The organism is Streptomyces sp. NPDC127114 (assembly GCF_042677525.1).
In the GTDB taxonomy this organism is placed as follows: domain Bacteria; phylum Actinomycetota; class Actinomycetes; order Streptomycetales; family Streptomycetaceae; genus Streptomyces.
In genome coordinates this window covers 1-14,581 of record NZ_JBHXTJ010000049.1, presented here as the reverse complement: position 1 = coordinate 14,581, position 14,581 = coordinate 1, and the positions used below count along the sequence as shown (strand labels likewise).

At 73.6% G+C, this 14,581-nt stretch carries 13 protein-coding genes; 10 read left to right on the top strand and 3 right to left on the bottom strand.

The window, feature by feature from the left end; translation table 11 throughout:
• The first annotated feature begins 111 nt into the window (after window positions 1-111).
• The 3 genes from ACFVGS_RS32260 to nudC are packed head-to-tail and all read left to right on the top strand — an operon-like array spanning window position 112 to window position 5,922.
• Window positions 112-3,498, top strand: coding sequence for a UvrD-helicase domain-containing protein (locus ACFVGS_RS32260; protein WP_384421219.1), 3,387 nt, complete (start codon window positions 112-114; stop codon window positions 3,496-3,498).
• A 10-nt stretch (window positions 3,499-3,508) separates the two neighbouring features.
• The gene (locus tag ACFVGS_RS32255; protein WP_384421221.1) at window positions 3,509-4,942 is read left to right on the top strand and encodes a dipeptidase; all 1,434 of its coding nucleotides are present in this window, start codon (window positions 3,509-3,511) and stop codon (window positions 4,940-4,942) included.
• 32 nt (window positions 4,943-4,974) lie between these two features.
• Window positions 4,975-5,922: an NAD(+) diphosphatase gene (gene nudC, locus ACFVGS_RS32250; protein WP_385695504.1), complete on the top strand. Its 948-nt coding sequence runs from the start codon at window positions 4,975-4,977 to the stop codon at window positions 5,920-5,922.
• A gap of 138 nt (window positions 5,923-6,060) precedes the next feature.
• On the opposite strand, the gene ACFVGS_RS32245 is transcribed toward nudC, so the two are convergent.
• Window positions 6,061-6,318: a mycoredoxin gene (locus tag ACFVGS_RS32245; protein WP_361579230.1), complete on the bottom strand. Its 258-nt coding sequence runs from the start codon at window positions 6,316-6,318 to the stop codon at window positions 6,061-6,063.
• Window positions 6,319-6,469: 151 nt separating this feature from the next.
• Between ACFVGS_RS32245 and ACFVGS_RS32240 the strand changes: the two genes are divergently transcribed.
• From ACFVGS_RS32240 to ACFVGS_RS32220, 5 genes are all read left to right on the top strand, one after another.
• Complete coding sequence (locus ACFVGS_RS32240) at window positions 6,470-8,674, top strand: ATP-dependent DNA helicase UvrD2 (protein WP_384421224.1); 2,205 nt, start codon at window positions 6,470-6,472, stop codon at window positions 8,672-8,674.
• A 170-nt stretch (window positions 8,675-8,844) separates the two neighbouring features.
• Window positions 8,845-9,186 (top strand): hypothetical protein, encoded by a 342-nt coding sequence (locus ACFVGS_RS32235; RefSeq protein WP_384421226.1) that lies wholly within the window; start codon window positions 8,845-8,847, stop codon window positions 9,184-9,186.
• 173 nt (window positions 9,187-9,359) lie between these two features.
• Window positions 9,360-9,728 (top strand): WhiB family transcriptional regulator, encoded by a 369-nt coding sequence (locus ACFVGS_RS32230; RefSeq protein ID WP_351226385.1) that lies wholly within the window; start codon window positions 9,360-9,362, stop codon window positions 9,726-9,728.
• Entirely contained in the window at window positions 9,725-10,048 is a 324-nt protein-coding gene (locus ACFVGS_RS32225; RefSeq protein WP_384421227.1) for a hypothetical protein, read from the top strand. The genes ACFVGS_RS32230 and ACFVGS_RS32225 overlap by 4 nt, the downstream gene beginning before the upstream one ends.
• 99 nt (window positions 10,049-10,147) lie before the next feature.
• Entirely contained in the window at window positions 10,148-10,330 is a 183-nt protein-coding gene (locus ACFVGS_RS32220; protein WP_385695499.1) for a hypothetical protein, read from the top strand.
• Window positions 10,331-10,360: 30 nt separating this feature from the next.
• Here the strand turns inward: ACFVGS_RS32220 and ACFVGS_RS32215 are convergent, their stop codons facing one another.
• Together ACFVGS_RS32215 and ACFVGS_RS32210 are read right to left on the bottom strand one after the other, a co-directional pair.
• Complete coding sequence (locus tag ACFVGS_RS32215; protein ID WP_385695497.1) at window positions 10,361-11,713, bottom strand: ABC1 kinase family protein; 1,353 nt, start codon at window positions 11,711-11,713, stop codon at window positions 10,361-10,363.
• A gap of 58 nt (window positions 11,714-11,771) precedes the next feature.
• Entirely contained in the window at window positions 11,772-13,076 is a 1,305-nt protein-coding gene (locus tag ACFVGS_RS32210; protein WP_385695494.1) for a ThiF family adenylyltransferase, read from the bottom strand.
• Between the two features lie 167 nt (window positions 13,077-13,243).
• Here ACFVGS_RS32210 and ACFVGS_RS32205 point away from each other — a divergent pair, with 167 nt between their 5' ends.
• On the top strand, window positions 13,244-13,819 hold the full coding sequence (locus ACFVGS_RS32205; RefSeq protein WP_384423584.1) for a M48 family metallopeptidase: 576 nt from the start codon (window positions 13,244-13,246) through the stop codon (window positions 13,817-13,819).
• A gap of 116 nt (window positions 13,820-13,935) precedes the next feature.
• The coding region (locus ACFVGS_RS32200; protein ID WP_385695490.1) for a TerD family protein at window positions 13,936-14,581 on the top strand (646 nt) is incomplete at its 3' end.

Below are 14,581 nucleotides of genomic sequence, written 5' to 3'. Positions count from 1 at the left end.
CGACCGGCCGCCCCGACCCGCCGCGGTGACCGGCCGCGGTGACCGGCCGCGCGCGGCCCCGGCGCGCCTGACCGGACCGCGCTGTCGGTGGTGCCCGTTAGCCTCTTTCGGGTGACCGCACGCATCACCGACCCCGAGCAGCTCAAGGAGCTGCTCGGCATCCCGTTCACCCCGGAGCAGACGGCCTGCATCATCGCGCCGCCCGCCCCGCAGGTCATCGTGGCCGGAGCCGGCTCCGGCAAGACGACGGTGATGGCCGCCCGGGTGGTCTGGCTGGTCGGCACGGGACAGGTCGCGCCCGAGCAGGTCCTCGGTCTGACGTTCACCAACAAGGCCGCCGGCGAGCTCGCCGAGCGCGTCCGCACCGCCCTCGTCCGCGCCGGCGTCACCGACCCCGACGTGATCGACCCGGACAACCCCCCCGGCGAGCCCCGCATCTCCACGTACCACGCCTTCGCCGGGCAGCTCCTCACCGACCACGGCCTGCGCATCGGCCTGGAGCCCACCTCGCGGCTCCTCGCCGACGCCACCCGCTACCAGCTCGCCGCCCGCGTCCTGCGCGAGGCCCCCGGCCCGTACCCGGCACTCACCCGCTCCTTCCCGACCCTCGTCGGCGACCTCCTCGCCCTCGACGCCGAGCTCGCCGAGCACCTCGTACGGCCCGAGCGCCTCCTCGCGTACGACACCGAGCTGCTCGCCGAACTCGCCACGGCCAAGCTCACCAACGCCGACCTGCGCAAACTCCCCGAAGCCGCGGCCGCGCGCCGCGAGCTCCTCGACCTCGTCGTCCGCTACCGCGCCGCCAAGCGCTCCCGCGACCTGCTCGACTTCGGCGACCAGATCGCCCTCTCCGCGGAGCTCGCCACCACCCGGCCCGAGGTCGGCGCGATCCTCCGGGACGAGTTCCGGGTCGTCCTGCTCGACGAGTACCAGGACACCTCCGTCGCCCAGCGGCTGCTCCTGTCCGGCCTCTTCGGACAGGGCACCGGGCACGCCGTGACCGCCGTCGGCGACCCCTGTCAGGCCATCTACGGCTGGCGCGGCGCCTCCGTCGCCAACCTCGACGACTTCCCGGAGCACTTCCCGTACGAGGACGGCCGCCCCGCCACCCGCTTCGCCCTCTCCGAGAACCGGCGCAGCGGCGGCCGCCTCCTCGACCTGGCCAACGGCCTCGCCGCCCCGCTGCGCGCCCTGCACGCGGGCGTGGAGGCGCTGCGGCCCGCACCGGGCGCCGAGCGGGACGGCAGCGTCCGCATCGCGCTGCTCCCCACCCACACGGAGGAGATCGACTGGCTCGCCGACTCCCTCGCCCACCTCGTCCGCACCGGCACCGCGCCCGGTGAGATCGCCGTCCTGTGCCGCACGGCCACCGACTTCCCGGCCGTCCAGGCCGCCCTCGTCGCCCGGGACGTCCCCGTCGAGGTCGTCGGCCTCTCCGGCCTGCTCCACCTGCCCGAGGTCGCCGACCTCGTCGCCGTCTGCGAGGTCCTCCAGGACCCCGGCGCCAACGCCTCGCTCGTACGGCTCCTCACCGGCCCCCGCTGGCGCATCGGCCCGCGCGACCTGGCCCTCCTCGGCCGCCGCGCCCGGCTCCTCGTGCACCGGCCGGGCGAGGGGACGGACGACGCCGACCAGCGGCTCGCCGCCGCCGTCGAGGGCGTCGACCCCGCCGAGGTGATCTCCCTCGCCGACGCGCTCGACACCTTCCTCGACTCCGGCGGCGAGGACGACGGCCTGCCCTTCTCCGCCGAGGCCCGGGTCCGCTTCGCCCGCCTCGCCACCGAGCTGCGCGCCCTGCGCACCTCCCTCGCCGACCCGCTGATGGACGTCCTGCACCGGGTCCTCGCCGCCACCGGCCTGGAGGTCGAGCTCTCCGCCTCGCCGCACGCCCTGGCCGCCCGCCGCCGCGAGACCCTCGGCAACTTCCTGGACGTCGCCGCCGGCTTCGCCTCCCTCGACGGCGAGGCCACCCTGCTCGCCTTCCTCGGCTTCCTGCGCACGGCCGCGCAGTACGAGAAGGGCCTGGACAACGCGCTGCCAGGTGGCGAGAACACCGTCAAGGTGATGACCGCCCACAAGTCCAAGGGCCTGGAATGGGACGTCGTCGCCGTTCCCGGCCTGGTCACCGGCCAGTTCCCGTCCACCCGCGCCCGCGAGTCCTGGACCTCCCAGCCCCAGGTCCTCCCGCACGCCCTGCGCGGTGACGCGGCGACCCTGCCCGGGCTCGACGAGTGGACCGCCGCCTCCCTGAAGTCCTTCAAGGAGGAGCTGCGCGACCACCAGCACACCGAGGAGCTACGCCTCGGCTACGTGACCTTCACCCGCCCGCGCTCCCTCCTCCTGGGCTCCGGCCACTGGTGGGGCCCGGCCCAGAAGAAGCCGCGCGGGCCCTCGGACTTCCTCCGGGCCCTGTACGAGCACTGCGCCGCCGGCCACGGCGAGATCGAGGCCTGGGCGGACGCCCCCGAGGAGGGCGACGACAACCCGCTCCTCACCGCGGATCTCGCCGACCAGGCCTGGCCCCTGCCCCTGGACAAGGAGTCCCTGGAGCGGCGCCGGGAGGCCGCGCGGGCCGTCATGGCCCGCCTCTGGTCCCGGGAACCGGCCGCACCCGCCCCGGCCGAAGCCGCCGCGGCGGACGGGGACCCGGACGGCCTCTGGTTCCCGGAGGACCTGGAGGAGCCGCACGAGGAACCCCCGTACGACGAGGAGTGGACCGGGCCGCACGTGCCGGCGCCCCGCGCCGAGGCCCGCCCGGCGGAACCGGCCCTCACGCCCGAGGACGCCCGCACCGTCGCCTCGTGGGACCGCGACCTCACCGCCCTCACCGCCGAGCTGCACCGCTCCCGCGCCACCACCCGGGACGTCCTGCTGCCCGCGTACCTCTCCGCCTCCCAGGTGCTGCGGCTCGCCGCCGACCCCGAAGGCTTCGCCAAGGAGCTGGCCCGGCCGATGCCGAAGCCGCCGCAGCCGGCCGCCCGGCGCGGCACCCGCTTCCACGCCTGGGTGGAGTCCCGCTTCGAGGAGCTGCCGCTGCCCCTGCTCGGCCCGGACGAGCTGCCCGGCGGCGAGGAGTTCGCGGGCGAGCCGGAGATCCTGGACGAGCGGGACCTGGACGCCCTGAAGGAGGCCTTCGACCGCACCCCGTACGCCCGCCGCACCCCGTACCGCGTGGAGATCCCCGTCCACCTCTCCCTTGCGGGCCGGGTGGTCCGCGGCCGGATCGACGCCGTCTACCGGGACCCGGACACCGGCGCGTACGAGATCGTCGACTGGAAGACCAGCCATCTGCGCAACGCGGACCCGCTCCAGCTGGCGATCTACCGCCTCGCCTGGGCCGAGCAGCACGGCCTCGACCCGGAGGAGGTGGCCGCCTCCTTCGTCTACGTGCGCACCGGTGAGGTGGTCCGCCCGGCCCGGCTGCCCGGCCGGGCGGAACTGGAGGCTGTGCTCCTCGGCACACCGGCCGACGACGGGGCGGGTTCCGGCGCCGGATAGGCTCGGGAGCATGAGCGAGACCCCGGACAGCGCCGTCCACGCCGAGGACACCCGTGCCGTGCGCACGTACATCGAGCAGCACCGGTCCGCGTTCCTCGGCGAGCTCGCCGAGTGGCTGCGGATCCCTTCCGTGTCGGCGCAGCCCGAGCGGGCCGCGGACGTCCGGCGCAGCGCCGAGTGGCTCGCCGCCACCCTGACCGGCACCGGCTTCCCCGTCGTCGAGGTGTGGGAGACCGACGGCGCGCCCGCCGTGTTCGCCGAGTGGCCGTCCGGCGAGCCGGACGCGCCGACCGTCCTCGTCTACGGTCACCACGACGTGCAGCCCGCCGCCCGCGAGGACGGCTGGCACACCGAGCCGTTCGAGCCGGTGGTCGTCGACGGCCGGATGTACGGGCGGGGCGCGGCCGATGACAAGGGGCAGGTCCTCTTCCACACCCTCGGCGTCCGCGCGCACCTCGCCGTGACCGGCCGCACCGCGCCCGCCGTCAACCTCAAGATGATCGTGGAGGGCGAGGAGGAGTCGGGTTCGCCGCACTTCCGCGCCCTGGTGGAGAAGCACGCCGACCGGCTCGCCGCCGACGTGGTGATCGTCTCCGACACCGGCATGTGGTCCGAGACCACGCCGACCGTGTGCACCGGCATGCGCGGCGTCGCGGACTGCGAGATCGACCTGTACGGGCCCGACCAGGACATTCACTCCGGCTCCTTCGGCGGCGCCGTGCCCAACCCGGTCACCGTCGCCGGCCGGATCGTCGCCGCCCTGCACGACGCCGACGAGCGCGTCGCGATCCCCGGGTTCTACGACGGCGTCACCGAGCTGACCGACGCCGAGCGGGCCCTGGTCGCCGAGCTGCCCTTCGACGAGAGCGCCTGGCTCGACACGGCCAAGTCCCACGGCACCCTCGGCGAGGCCGGCTTCTCCACCCTGGAGCGCGTCTGGGCCCGCCCCACGGCCGAGGTCAACGGCATCGGCGGCGGCTACCAGGGCCCCGGCGGCAAGACGATCGTGCCCGCCTCCGCCCACCTGAAGCTCTCCTTCCGGCTCGTCGCCGGCCAGGACCCGGCGCGGATCGAGAACGCCGTACGGAAGTGGCTGGCCGAGCTGGTGCCGGCCGGCGTCCGGCACGAGATCGTCTTCGGCGCACCGACCCGGCCCTGCCTCACGCCGCTCGACCACCCCGCGCTCAAGGCGGTGGCCGGCGCCATGAGCCGCGCCTTCGACGGCGCCAAGATCCGCTACACCCGCGAGGGCGGCTCGGGACCGGCCGCCGACCTCCAGGACGTGCTGGACGCCCCGGTGCTGTTCCTGGGCATCTCGGTCCCCTCCGACGGCTGGCACTCCCCGAACGAGAAGATCGAGCTGGATCTCCTCATGAAGGGCGTCGAGACGACCGCGCACCTGTGGGGCGACCTGCCCGCCGCCCTCCGCACCGCCGCGCGCTGAACCCGAATCCGATGGGGGAGTTGGAAGCACCTGTGAGCACCTTGAACAACGCGTTCGCGGACCGCCCGGTCTCGCTCACCGCCCCGAGCGGGATCGACCGCGCCGCCCACCACCGTCTCGACGAGGCGTGGCTGGCGGCCGCCTGGAGCCACCCGACGACCCGGGTCTTCGTGGTCTCGGGAGGTCAGGTGCTGATCGACGACACGCCCGACGGCCGGACCGAGCTGGTCATGACCCCGGCCTTCGAGGCCCCGGTCACCGAGACCCACCGCTACTTCCTGGGCACGGACGCCGACGGCGTCTCCTACTTCGCGCTCCAGAAGGACAGCCTGCCGGGCCGCATGGACCAGTCGGCACGGCCGGCCGGGCTGCGCGAGGCGGGGCTGCTGCTCTCGCCGCGGGACGCCGGCCTGATGGTCCACGCCGTGGCCCTGGAGAACTGGCAGCGGCTGCACCGCTTCTGCTCGCGCTGCGGCGAGCGCACGGTGATCGCCGCGGCCGGGCACGTCCGCCGCTGCCAGGCCTGCGGCGCGGAGCACTACCCGCGCACCGACCCGGCGGTGATCATGCTGGTCACCGACGAGGAGGACCGCGCCCTCCTCGGCCGCCAGGTCCACTGGCCCGAGGGCCGCTTCTCGACCCTGGCGGGCTTCGTGGAGCCGGGCGAGTCCATCGAGCAGGCAGTGGTGCGCGAGGTCTTCGAGGAGGCCGGCGTCACGGTCGGCGAGGTGGAGTACGTGGCCAGCCAGCCCTGGCCCTTCCCGTCCAGCCTGATGCTGGGCTTCTTCGCCCGGGCGACCTCGTCGGAGATCGAGGTGGACGGCGAGGAGATCCACGAGGCCCGCTGGTTCTCCCGCGAGGACCTGGCCGCGGCCTTCGAGTCGGGCGAGGTGCTGCCGCCGTACGGGATCTCGATCGCCTCCCGGCTGATCGAGATCTGGTACGGCAAGCCGCTGCCGAAGCCCGGCGACGTGGTCTGAGCCACGGCCCCGCGCCGCCTCGTACCCCCGCCCCCTCCTGCGCTCGTGGCCGCACGCCCGTAAGCGGAACGCGACAGCCCCCGTCCGGCACTGCCGGGCGGGGGCTGTTTTCGGCCACCAGGGGCGTCGGGCCCTCGGTCAGGCGGCGAGCGCCTGCTTGACCTGGGCCAGGCTCGGGTTGGTCATGACGACCTCGGAACCGCCGGCCTCCGGGACGACGCGCACGGTCGGCACGGTCTGGTTGCCGCCGTTGGCCTGCTCGACGAACTTCGCCGACTCGGGGTCCTGCTCGATGTTGATCTCCGTGTACGCGATGCCCTCACGGTCCAGCTGGCTCTTCAGCCGGCGGCAGTAGCCGCACCACGTGGTGCTGTACATCGTCACAGTGCCCTGCATGGCCAGGCGCTCCTCTGTTCGCGGGTGGATGCCGAGAGGAAGAACGTACGCCCCCGGCCGGCCATTCCCGGAACCGCGTTCGTATGACCGGCGCCACCCTCCTGTGGACAACGCACCGCATCGGTCCCTCCGGACCTGGCAGCATGGCGGGGTGACACCAGCAACGCACTCCACTCTCTTCCCGCAGGTCCCCGAGTCGGCCGACGCGGTGCTCGACGGGCTCGACCCCGAGCAGCGCGAGGTCGCCCTCGCCCTGCACGGACCGGTGTGCGTCCTGGCCGGTGCCGGTACGGGCAAGACGCGGGCCATCACCCACCGCATCGCCTACGGGGTGCGGGCCGGGATCCTCGCACCCGCAAGCGTGCTCGCCGTCACCTTCACCAACCGCGCCGCGGGCGAGATGCGCGGCCGGCTCCGCCAGCTCGGCGCCGGCGGCGTCCAGGCCCGCACCTTCCACTCCGCGGCCCTCCGCCAGCTCCAGTACTTCTGGCCGAAAGCCGTCGGTGGCGAGCTGCCCCGCCTCCTGGAGCGGAAGATCCAGCTGGTCGCCGACGCCGCCGCCCGCTGCCGCGTCCGCCTCGACCGGAACGAGCTGCGGGACGTCACGAGCGAGATCGAGTGGGCGAAGGTCACCCAGACCGTCCCCGCCGACTACCCGGCCGCCGTCGCCAAGTCCTCGCGCGACTGCCCCCGCGACCCCGCGGAGATCGGCCAGATCTACGCGATGTACGAGCAGCTCAAGCGCGAGCGCGACGTGATCGACTTCGAGGACGTGCTGCTGCTCACCGTCGGCATCCTCCAGGACCGGCACGACATCGCCGACCAGATCCGCCGGCAGTACCAGCACTTCGTGGTCGACGAGTACCAGGACGTCTCCCCGCTCCAGCAGCGGCTGCTCGACCTGTGGCTCGGCGACCGCGACAGCCTGTGCGTGGTCGGCGACGCCAGCCAGACGATCTACTCGTTCACCGGCGCCACCCCCGACCACCTGCTGAACTTCCGCACCCGCCACCCGAACGCGACCGTGATCAAGCTGGTCCGCGACTACCGCTCCACCCCACAGGTCGTCCACCTGGCCAACGGGCTGCTCGGCCAGGCCCGCGGCCGCGCCGCCGAGCACCGCCTGGAGCTGGTCTCCCAGCGCGAGCCCGGCCCCCAGCCCGCCTACACCGAGTACGGCGACGAGCCCGCCGAGGCCGAGGGCACCGCCCGCCGCATCCGCGACCTGATCGCCGCCGGCGTCCCGGCCGGCGAGATCGCCGTCCTCTACCGGATCAACGCCCAGTCGGAGGTCTACGAGCAGGCCCTCGCCGACGCGGGCGTGCCCTACCAGCTGCGCGGCGCCGAGCGCTTCTTCGAGCGCCAGGAGGTCCGCGAGGCGGGCATCGCCCTGCGCGGCGCCGCCCGGGCCGGAGGGAACGACGCGCTGCTCGACGACGCCGAGGACCTGCCCGCCCAGGTCCGTGCCGTGCTCTCCACCAAGGGCTGGACCAGCGAGCCGCCCACCGGCTCCGGCGCCGTCAGGGACCGCTGGGAATCACTGGCCGCGCTCGTCCGGCTCGCCGAGGACTTCGCCCGCGCCAAGCCCGGTGCCACCCTCTCCGACCTGGTCGCCGAGCTCGACGAACGGGCCGCCGCCCAGCACGCCCCCACCGTCCAGGGCGTCACGCTCGCCTCGCTGCACGCCGCCAAGGGCCTGGAGTGGGACGCCGTCTTCCTGGTCGGCCTCACCGAGGGCATGATGCCGATCACCTACGCCAAGACCGACGAACAGGTCGAGGAGGAACGCCGGCTGCTCTACGTGGGCGTCACCCGGGCCCGGGTCCACCTGTCGCTGTCCTGGGCGCTCTCGCGCTCCCCGGGCGGCCGGGCCTCCCGGCGCCCCACCCGCTTCCTGAAGGGCCTGCGCCCCGGCTCCGGCCCGCTCGCCCCGGCCGGCGCGGGCGGCGGCGGAGGCGCGGGCGTCGACGGCGTCGGCGGAGGCATCGACCGGGGCAGTGGCCCGGGGCGGCGCAAGCGGCGCGGCCCGGTGCGCTGCCGGGTCTGCGGCGCCACCCTCACCGAGGCCGGCGAGATGAAGCTCATGCGCTGCGAGGACTGCCCCTCCGACATGGACGAGGGGCTGTACGAGCGGCTGCGCGAGTGGCGCATGGAGCAGGCCCGCGCGCTCGGCCAGCCGCCCTATTGCGTGTTCACCGACAAGACGCTGATGGCCATCGCCGAGCGGGTGCCCGCCTCCGACGCGGAGCTCGTCACGATCTCCGGGGTCGGGGTCCGCAAGCTCGACCGCTTCGGCGCCGACGTACTGGCCATCTGCGCAGGTGAGGAGCCCGGAGGAAGCCACGAGGAGGCCTGAGAAAAACTCGTGGGAAAAATAGTTTGCGCCCGCCCCGTCAAGCCCCATAGGTTCTTAACCACGACACAGCGGCTTCTTGGAAGCCCTGTCTTCGTGCTGTACTTGTCCAAATGAACATGAGGGTCCGGCTCACACCGAGCCCTCCGAGACGCCGAGAGGAGGCGATTCCAGTGATCAGCATCAAGAACATCAAGACCAGCACCGCCAAAATGACCGATCGCTCGGTCGTCGTCTCCGCCTGCTCGCTCGGCCTCGCCGCCTCCGCGTCCTCCGCGCTCTTTGGCACCGGTCTGTCCGGCGCCGGTCTGCCTCTCGGTATGTCCGGTCTGCTGATGGACCGCCTTGAGCGCAATGAGCGACCGACCAAGGCACTGGAAGCAGGAGTGGTGGGCAAGGCCAAGGCCGCTGCCTACGGCTTCGCGGCGACCGGTGCCGGCATTCAGCGGACGACGCAGCAGCACCACACGATGTGGGCCTTCCGTGGGCTCGAACCCTGGAGTGATCCAGCCTGATCGACGATCAGGCCGGCGCCTTCAGGGCCGCGGAACCCCATCAGGGATCCGCGGCCCTTCTGTTTGTCCCCGAACGGGGCTGACGGAGCGAGGGGGCCTCGGGACCAGCAGTGACCGGTACCAACAGAAAACCCGGCCAACAGGCCGGAACGACCAGACGAGGAAGTCGACCCGTGCAACTCGAAGCGCACGCCCCGTCCGTACCGCCTTCCGAAACGATCCCCCCGCCCGGCCTCACGGAGGACTCCACCTTGACCCCCCTCACCGCGCTCACCGCGCTCGACGACGCCATCGAGAACCTCGGCGTACCCGTCCCCTGCCGCTCGTACGACCCCGAGGTCTTCTTCGCCGAGTCCCCGGCCGACGTCGAGTACGCCAAGTCGCTCTGCCGGACCTGCCCGCTCATGGAAGCCTGCCTCGCGGGCGCCAAGGAGCGTCGCGAGCCCTGGGGCGTCTGGGGTGGAGAGCTCTTCGTCCAGGGCGTGGTCGTCGCCCGCAAGCGGCCCCGCGGCCGCCCGCGCAAGAACCCGGTTGCGGCATGAACGCCCTCGGAACCGTCGACCGCCCCCTCACGCACGATCCCCAGAAGCAGGCCCCGATGACCTCGCCCGCCCACGAGCCCTCCGGCTCCGCGACTCCAGACGTTTCGATCAGTGGCGCGAAGCGCTCGCGCCAGAACAGGACCCGTGAGATGCAACTCATCCCAGAAGCCCTGGCCCGTGCCCATATGCACGACCGCCTGCGGGAAGCCGACGCGGAACGCCAGGCCTCGCGCCTGGTCGCCGCCCGGCGCATGCAGCGGCGCGCCGAGCGCGTGTCGATGCGCGCCCGCCGCGCGCTGGCCATGGCCGTCATGCACTGACCCAGGCAGACCCTGAAACCGCGGGGGCCGGGCCGAACCGACACGCCCCCCCCGTGCGTTGCCCCCGACACGGGCGCCCCTCGGGTTATCGTCACCAAGGTGAACGACGCCTCTGTCGACAAGCCGCTCTACGTGTGCGCCCGCTGCGGCAAAACCGCCCCGGAGCTGCCCGTCACCTGGACCTGCTCGGTGGAGAACGGCACCCGCCAGTACTTCTGCGAGGACTGCGCCCGCGCCAACATCAGGGCCATCGAGGGCCGCCTCGACTCCTCCTGGTGGTGACCCGTCCGGACCCAGGGCCCGGACGGCGCCCTACTCCTCTTCGGCGACGAAGCCCGGCAGCCACTCCTCCAGCTCGTCCCGCAGCCGCACCGTCGCGCCCAGCTGACACAGCACCCCGATCGTGCTCAACGTCACACGGTGTATCAGCAGATACGAGGGCGGCAGATTGAGCTGCCTGCCCAACTGGTGCGCGGGGGAGCGGGGATCGGCGATCCGGGCCGCCTGCGCACGCATCCAGCCACGGGTGAAACCGAAGGCCTCCACCTCGGCCGGCTCGATGATCGGGAGCAGATACTCCAGCACCGCGTCCGGGTCGAGCGCGATCGACTTCTTCACGAAACCCTCCGCGCACAGCAGCTCGTAGACCGGCTCCGCCTGCCCGGCCAGCGTCATCCGCAGACAGGCGCCGATCGTCTCCGGCAGCCCGCCCGGCAGCCGGTCCACCGTGCCGAAGTCCAGCACGCCGAGCCGCCACGAGGCGGCCGAGTCGTCGTCCGCCCCCTCCGGACCCGGCAACAGCCGGAAGTTGCCCGGATGCGGGTCCGCGTGCAGCAGCCCCGTGCGCGCCGGCCCCGAGAACAGGAACCGGGCGAGCAACTGCCCGGCCCGGTCCCGCTGCTCCGGCGTGCCGTCCGCGATCACCTCCGACAGCGGGATCCCGTCCATCCACTCCGTGACCAGCACCTGATCCGACTGGTGCACCACCGCCGGGACCACCACGTCCGGATCGCCCGCGAACTCCTCCGCGTGCTCCCGCTGCGCCTCGGCCTCGAGCCCGTAGTCCAGCTCCTCGGAGACCCGGTCCCGCAGCTCCGTGATCAGCGGCTTCACGTCCATGCCGGGGATCAGCGGACCGAGCAGCCGGGCGAACCGGCTCAGCTGGGTCAGATCCGACAGCAGCGCCTCGCCCGCGCCCGGGTACTGCACCTTCACCGCGACCTCGCGGCCGTCGTGCCACACCGCCCGGTGCACCTGCCCGATCGACGCGGCCGCCGCCGGCTTGTCCTCGAACTCCAGGAACAGCTCCCGCCATCCCTCGCCCAGCCGCTCCTCGAGCACCGCGTGCACCGTCCGCGTCGGCATCGGCGGAGCGGCGTCCTGGAGTTTTGTGAGCGCCGCCCGGTAAGGCCCGGCGACCTCCTCCGGCAGCGCCGACTCGAAGACGGACAGCGCCTGCCCGAACTTCATCGCCCCGCCCTTGAGCTCGCCGAGCACCCTGAACAACTGCTCGGCCGTGCGCTGCTGGAGCTCCCGCGCGACGAGCTCCGCCGACTTCCCGCCGATCCGCTTGCCCAGCCCCCACGTGGCCCGCCCGGCGAAGCCCAGCGGCAACGCGGCCAACTTCGCGGTCCGGGTGACCGCCTTCCGGGGAAGATCAGACATGCGCCCTCCAAGTCCCAGACTGCAGTTCCGCACGGAGCCAGGGCCCTCGGGGCAGGCCCTACCCCGCCATTGTGTCGTGCGCCGCTCGAGCCTCCGTCGCATGCTCCCCCTCACCGCCGCGCCGCGCCCCGCACGGACACGCCGGGTGGGCCCGGACCGGCGCCGAGCGCCACCCGAGCAGGGGCAGCGACACCTCCCAGCGCGCCCCCGTGCTCGACGGCAGGTCGCCGTCCAGGAACGCCAGCGCGTGCGCCGCGGCGAGGCCCGCGACCGCCGTCGCGAGCGTCACGTCGCACGCGGGCAGCGGATGCGGCCGGCCCGAACGCCACTGCGCCGGAAGCCGCGGCCACACCGGCTCCCGCTCGGCCAGCTCCCGCTGCATGCAGCCTGCGCAGGCCGTTCCGCCCGGCAGCACCAACGGGCCCACCACACCGGTGGCTTCGAGCACTCCCGCGTAGAGATGGGGCGTGCCGGTGGCGATCCAGGCCTCGGCCGGGAGCGGGTCGGGGACGTAGGCGCCGAGGCCGTCGCGTGGGGCGACCACGACGAGCGCGACCCCGGCCTCCCCGCCCCCGCCCCCTCCCTCTCCTCCGCCCCCACTCCGTCCCCCTCCCCGTCCTCCACCTCCACCACCAGCTCCCCCTCCTCGTCCTCCTCCTCGTCCTCCGTCCCTTCCCCGGATCCGTTCCCCGTTCCCCTTCCCGTCCCCGGACCGGGCGCGGCGCGGTGGGCGGCCGCCCGGGGCGGTGCGGGTCACCAGGCGGCGGGCCGCCACCGCGCGCCGCTCGCCGACCGATTCCGGCGGAAGTCCGCCCGGCGACACCTCCCACGGCGCGACGGTGCCGGCGTCCAGGACCTCGACCCGCCCGACACCCGCCGCCGACAGAAGGGCCGCCACCGCCGCGCCCACGCGGCCCGCGCCGCGCACCTGTACGCGCAGCGAGCGTCGCGCGGCCAGCGCCCGCGCCGCCCCGTCAGGCGCGCGGTGCACCACAGACAGGGAGGCCAGGTCGGCGCGCACCGGGTCGAGCGCCGGGTCCGCCCGGCCGCCGGGATCGCCGTCGTCGCGGCCGTCCGGGCCGCCCGGCGGCCCGGACGGTGGCCGGACCGAGGCGTCGGCGATCAGCCCGGCCGCGGCGAGCCGGGCGAGCAGGGCGTCGAGGCGCCCCTCGGGCAGGCCGAGTGCCGCCGCCTCCGCCCGCAGCAGTTCCATGCCGCGCGTGCCGTCGAGCAGGCCGATCAGACTGCCCGTCGTCGTGTCCACCGGCCCCAGGACCACCGCGTGCGCGGGCGTCACCCCGAACTGCACGTACCGCATGTTCCGCCAGGCGCGCCGCAGCGCCGGTTTCACCATCGGATGCATCAAGCCACCCCCGTCGTCCCGTCCCGACCGCTGCTCCGTCGGTTCCACGAGTCAGGTTGCCCGGCCCGGGCGAGCGGTGCGGAAAGTTGTCCACAGGGCTGAGGCATTAATCATTCGAATGCGGTGGTGCGGGACTTCCCCCGCCGCCAGCGGGTAACGTCGGGGCCGTGTCGGCCGACCCACAGCACAGCGTGACAAGCAGACCGCCCCGCGGCTCGGGGACGAGCGCGGTCGAGGTCCGGAGGAGCTCCCGCCGGAGCAGAACGGTCTCCGCCTACCGCGAGGGCGACCGGACCATCGTGCTCATCCCCGCCCGGATGTCGGAGGCGGAGGAGCAGCGCTGGGTCACCGTCATGCTGGACAAGCTGGCCGCCCAGGAGAGCAGGAGCGTCCGCGGCGACCGGGAACTGACCGAGCGGGCCGCGCAGCTGTCGGAGCAGTACTTCGACGGCCGGGCTCGCCCCACGTCCGTCCGATGGGTGACGAACCAGAACACCCGCTGGGGCTCGTGCACCCCTTCCGAGGGAAGCATCAGGCTCTCCCACCGGCTCCAGGGCATGCCCGAGTACGTCGTGGACTACGTGCTCTGCCACGAGCTGGCGCACCTCCTCGTGCCGGGCCACGGACCACGCTTCTGGCGGCTCCTGGACGCCTATCCGCGCACCGAGCGCGCCCGCGGCTACCTGGAGGGCGTGGCCGCGGCCGGCCGGCTGCCGCACCTCTCGGACGCCCGCGAGGACTGACCCGCGCATTGCTCCGGTTCTGTACCGAACGGGCCCGGCCCTGCCGCAATGTCTCGGCCACCCGTTAGCCTGGCGCGACGCATTCGTCATTTCGGGATGGGGGACGGTCGTCACACATGGCCAGGGAATTCCAACGCGGCCACAAGGCCAAGATCAGTGATCTCACGGCGGGAACGGATCTGTACGTGGGCGTGCAGATCGCGGCGCCCGGTCTGACCTTCGACATCAGCTGTTTCGGCCTCGACGCCGACGAGCGGCTCTCCGACGACCGCTACTTCGTCTTCTTCAACCAGCCCAAGTCGCCCGAGGAGTCCATCCAGCTGCTCGGCGCGCAGGCTGGCGACACGGAGTCCTTCCGCGTGACGCTGGACCGCATTCCGGCGCACATCCACAAGCTGTCCTTCACCGCGACGATCGACGGCGCCGGGCAGATGTCGCAGGTCGGCCCCGGCTGGATCCGGATCGTGGCGGGCGGCGAGGAGGTCGCCCGGTACGCCTTCACCGGCGCCGAGTTCTCCACCGAACGCGCCGTGATGCTCGGCGACTTCTACCTGAAGGACGTGTGGCGGTTCGCCGCCGTCGGCCAGGGATTCGACGGAGGCCTGGAGGCGCTCCTGAAGAACTTCGGCGGCGAGGTCGCCGAGGAGGAGCCCGCGGCCCCGCAGCAGCCCGCCGCCGCGCCCGGTTTCGCCCCGCCGGCCCAGGCCGCCGCGCCGCCGGCCTTCGGCGCCCCGGCCGCCCCGGCCCCGGCCGCCCCGGCCC